Here is a 3,523-nt window from a genome sequence, read left to right as displayed (position 1 = left end):
CAGCGCGCCCCCGACATGGAAGAAGGGGACACACATCATCCCCACTGACGGCTTGGCCTGCCTGCGAAATGGCGCCGCCATCCCCGTGATTCGTCTGGTGAGCTGCCGCCCGGTGATGCCGACGGCCTTGGGGAGTCCGGTTGTCCCGCTGGTGAAAAGGATCAAGGCGTCCCGGTCGTCGGCAGCCTCGACGGTGTCATCACCCGGCCCAGCGGTCACCGCGGCGAGGTCGGCGTCGGTCAACACCGTGGGTACACCGGCTTCGCTGAGTCGGGCGGCGTACGGCGCGCCCGCCACTGCCACTCCGGTGCAGCCGGCGTTGCCGAGCAGCCCGCGGATCTCCGGCGGGGTCAGCGCGGGGTTCATCAGAACGGCCGCCGCACCCATGCGCGCCGCCGCCAGCAAGGTCGCGATCGACAACAGACTTCCACCGTCGAGGACGGCGACACGCTGACCGGTCCGCACGCCAGCGGCGGTCAGCAGGGCAGCGCACCGGCGGACCGTATGCGCCGCTTCGCCGTAACTGATGGGCTGCCCATCGATGATCAGCGCGGTCCGGCCGGGATCGCTGGTCGCGGCGGCTTCGAGGATCGTCCCGATGTTCATGCGTGCGGTTCAGTACAGGGGTGACCATGCGGAGGTGCGCAAGAGCCGGCTGGTCCACTGGTCGCGCAAATCCAGAGCGTCATGCATCCAGGTTCCCGGGGCGCGGTATTCGTCGGGAATCCGGGTTCGGAGCAGTCCAAGGAGTTGCTCGGGTCGCTGGATGCGTTGCATCAAGACGACCTCACGGCGAACGTGACTACCCAGCGCGGGCTGAAAAGCCGCCTGGATCGCCAACATTGCGGAGGGCCGTTCCAGGCCTGGGGCATACACATCGCTGCACCGATCGATGTATTCGTCGAACTTGTCTTGGTAGGGCCACATGGTGTCTTCCATGTAGAGGCTCAATTCGTGCTCAGCCCCGTCGACCGGTACGTCATGCAACGCGACGTTCTGCAGCGGCGACCACGGGAGTGCCACCAGCAGTTTGGCCTCGACGTCGTACCGAAGTTCGTCCAGTCCGCGCATCCATGTCTGCAGATCGCCTCGTTGCACCCGAAGCGCGAGGCGCTCGAATGCCGCCCCGTCCTTGACGGCGGTGATGGTGATGACGGTGTAGGACGGGCCACTGCCCTGAGCGTGGTCGGCGTACCACAGCAACCGTGCGTCGTCGCCCGCGGCGAGCATGGGCATCCAGCTATCCCGAAACGCGGCCTCGAAGTCGTCTTCGCGGCGGCCGCGCACTTTGTGCACCTCGTGCATGAACAGCACGCCGAGACGGTAACTCCAAACCGTTTGTCGGGTCTATGCCTGGCCTCGGCGACCACGATCTGGTTTGCTCAGCTCAGTACTTCTCTTCACCGGGCAGGAGTTCGCTGATGGCCCGTCTCAACGTGCCGGATGGCCCAGGCGGCGAAGCCGCGATGATCTGGACGCTGCGGCCGCAACTCGGCGGCATGGTCGAACGCATGATCCGCGGTGCCTATCAGCAGAGCATTCTGCCGGCCGAGGAGAGCGAGCTGGCCAGGATGCGCATCGCGATGATCAACGACTGCGTCGCCTGCGCGGATTTCCGCGCTCAATCCGTGCTCGACGCCGGCGTGCCACCCGAGCTGTACGACAACGTCGCCGCATATGCGAGCTACCCGGGATACACGCCGCGCCAACGTCTTTGCATCGAGTACGCGGAACGCTTCGCCACCGATCATGCGTCGATGGATGACGCCTTCTTCCAACGACTTCAGGAGGCGTTCTCCGATGAGGAGATCCTGGATCTGACGTTGTGCGTTGCCGTGTTTCTTGGCCTGGGGCGCTCGCTGGCTGTGCTGGGCGTCGACCAGTCTTGCGCCATCGACCTCTGACAACTCGGAAGGAATTAATGGACATCGCCACCGTCGACGAACTGCTGAGCACCACGCGCTCCGTTCGCAAACGCCTCGACCTGACCCGGCCGGTCGGTCGCGACGTGATCTTGGAGTGCATCCAGTTGGCGATGCAGGCGCCCACCGCGAGCAACACGCAGGACTGGCGTTGGCTGGTGGTCACCGATGCCGCCAAGCGTGCCGCCATCGCCGAGATCTACCGCAGCATCGGCGCGCAGCACCTGGCGTACGCCGCCGAGAACGCGACGGACGCTCAGACGCAGCGGGTGTACCAGAGCGCGATGAGTTTGACCGAGACGCTGGCCGACGTGCCGGTGCATGTCATTCCCTGTCTGAACCAGCGCATCGACACCGCGGAGCCGGGCATCGCCGCGGCGGCTTGGGCGTCGATCATCCCGGCGGGCTGGAGTTTCCTGCTGGCGTTGCGTTCGCGGGGGCTGGGATCGGTGTGGACGACGATGCATCTGTTCAAGGAGAAAGAGGTCGCCGAGCTGCTCGATATCCCGCCCACCGTCACGCAGGCCGCGCTGTTTCCGGTCGCTTACACGATCGGTACCGACTTCCGGCCGGCCAAGCGGCCGCCCGCGGAGACCATCACGTTCTGGAACAGTTGGACAACGGCTGATGGAGATGGCTGATGCAGTCCTACACCGTGCGATTCCACGTCGATGCGCCGCCGCGAAAGGTATGGCGGGTGCTGCATCCGCGGGTGCCACCGGACGCGCCGCGGCCGAGAGTCCTCACTTGGCCCACCGGCAGCATGGAAATCCTCAACGAGGGCAACGAAGCCGGTGAGGGTCTGGTCCGCACCTGCGTCTTCCCGGTCCCCAAGTACCTGCTGTCCGGCGGGAGGGGGCGGTCCTGGGAGAGCGTCACCGAGGCCGAGATCAACAAGCTGTCGCGTTACGTGGCGGTCGGTGCGCCATTGTGGTCGCGCGCCGAGGGCTATCACCAGCTCGAGGAGCAGCCCGACGGCACCACCGTGCTGACCTTCCACGAGACCTATCACGCCTACAACCCGGTGCTGCGCTTCTTCCTCGAGCGTCCGGTGCACGCCCGGATTTCTCGCGACAACCTGGAAACGTATGAGCACGCGCTAGGTTACGCCGGCCGGGTGCAGCGGCTGGGCTAGGCGTTCGTCGCTGCTCGGCTGAGCTCACAACCGGGTGAATTCGGTTGTTGACCCCGGTACCCTCGACTTCTATGGGTGCAGTACCTACCGCGGCACGGTTGGTTGCCGCCAGTCTGATGGTCGCGGGCTGGGCCGCGTCCACGGTCGTTGCCAGTGCCGATCCGGATGACACGCACGGGCCCGCACCGGGTCCGGCGCCGGGAGCACCGGCGGGATCACCAGCGCCGGCGGAGCAGCCGGGAGCAGCGCCCGCGGGGCCGAAGACCTCCATCGACAAGGACGGCATCTACGCGGTGGGCAGCGACATCGCGCCGGGCATTTACAGCTCCGGCGGCCCCGTCGGTGACGGCACCTGCTATTGGAAGCGGACCAGCAACCCGGACGGCGCCATCATTGACAACGCCATGTCCAAAAAACCCCAGGTGGTGCAGATCGATCCTGGCGACAAAGCGTTCAAGACCTCGGG

The 3,523-nt window shown here is 66.0% G+C and carries 5 protein-coding genes and 1 pseudogene; 4 read left to right on the top strand and 2 right to left on the bottom strand.

The genetic code is table 11. The annotated features are described in order from the left end of the window. A partial coding sequence (locus A5625_RS00715) for a class I adenylate-forming enzyme family protein (protein ID WP_156747791.1) occupies window positions 1-606 on the bottom strand: 606 nt, incomplete at its 3' end. A 9-nt stretch (window positions 607-615) separates the two neighbouring features. Next, window positions 616-1,305: a hypothetical protein gene (locus A5625_RS00710; RefSeq protein ID WP_232003303.1), complete on the bottom strand. Its 690-nt coding sequence runs from the start codon at window positions 1,303-1,305 to the stop codon at window positions 616-618. 116 nt (window positions 1,306-1,421) lie between these two features. On the opposite strand from A5625_RS00710, the gene A5625_RS00705 reads away from it, so the two are divergent. From A5625_RS00705 to A5625_RS00690, 4 genes and pseudogenes are all read left to right on the top strand, one after another. Further along, entirely contained in the window at window positions 1,422-1,904 is a 483-nt protein-coding gene (locus A5625_RS00705) for a carboxymuconolactone decarboxylase family protein (protein WP_066988471.1), read from the top strand. A 17-nt stretch (window positions 1,905-1,921) separates the two neighbouring features. Further along, window positions 1,922-2,563: a nitroreductase family protein gene (locus A5625_RS00700; protein WP_066988470.1), complete on the top strand. Its 642-nt coding sequence runs from the start codon at window positions 1,922-1,924 to the stop codon at window positions 2,561-2,563. Next, window positions 2,563-3,057 carry an SRPBCC family protein gene (locus A5625_RS00695; protein WP_066988469.1) on the top strand — a complete coding sequence of 165 codons (495 nt, stop codon included), beginning with the start codon at window positions 2,563-2,565 and terminating at the stop codon, window positions 3,055-3,057. The genes A5625_RS00700 and A5625_RS00695 overlap by 1 nt, the downstream gene beginning before the upstream one ends. A 71-nt stretch (window positions 3,058-3,128) precedes the next feature. Further along, window positions 3,129-3,523, top strand: a pseudogene (locus A5625_RS00690) (hypothetical protein); the annotation flags it as partial.

This window comes from Mycobacterium sp. 1465703.0, assembly GCF_001672975.1.
GTDB lineage: Bacteria > Actinomycetota > Actinomycetes > Mycobacteriales > Mycobacteriaceae > Mycobacterium.
This window is presented reverse-complemented; position numbering and strand designations above follow the sequence as displayed.

Bases quoted from the DNA above. Each gene is read 5' to 3' on its own strand.
- A5625_RS00705 (WP_066988471.1), top strand. From the start codon at position 1,422: ATGGCCCGTCTCAACGTGCCGGATGGCCCAGGCGGCGAAGCCGCGATG.
- A5625_RS00710 (WP_232003303.1), bottom strand. From the start codon at position 1,305: ATGCACGAGGTGCACAAAGTGCGCGGCCGCCGCGAAGACGACTTCGAG.
- A5625_RS00700 (WP_066988470.1), top strand. From the start codon at position 1,922: ATGGACATCGCCACCGTCGACGAACTGCTGAGCACCACGCGCTCCGTT.
- A5625_RS00695 (WP_066988469.1), top strand. From the start codon at position 2,563: ATGCAGTCCTACACCGTGCGATTCCACGTCGATGCGCCGCCGCGAAAG.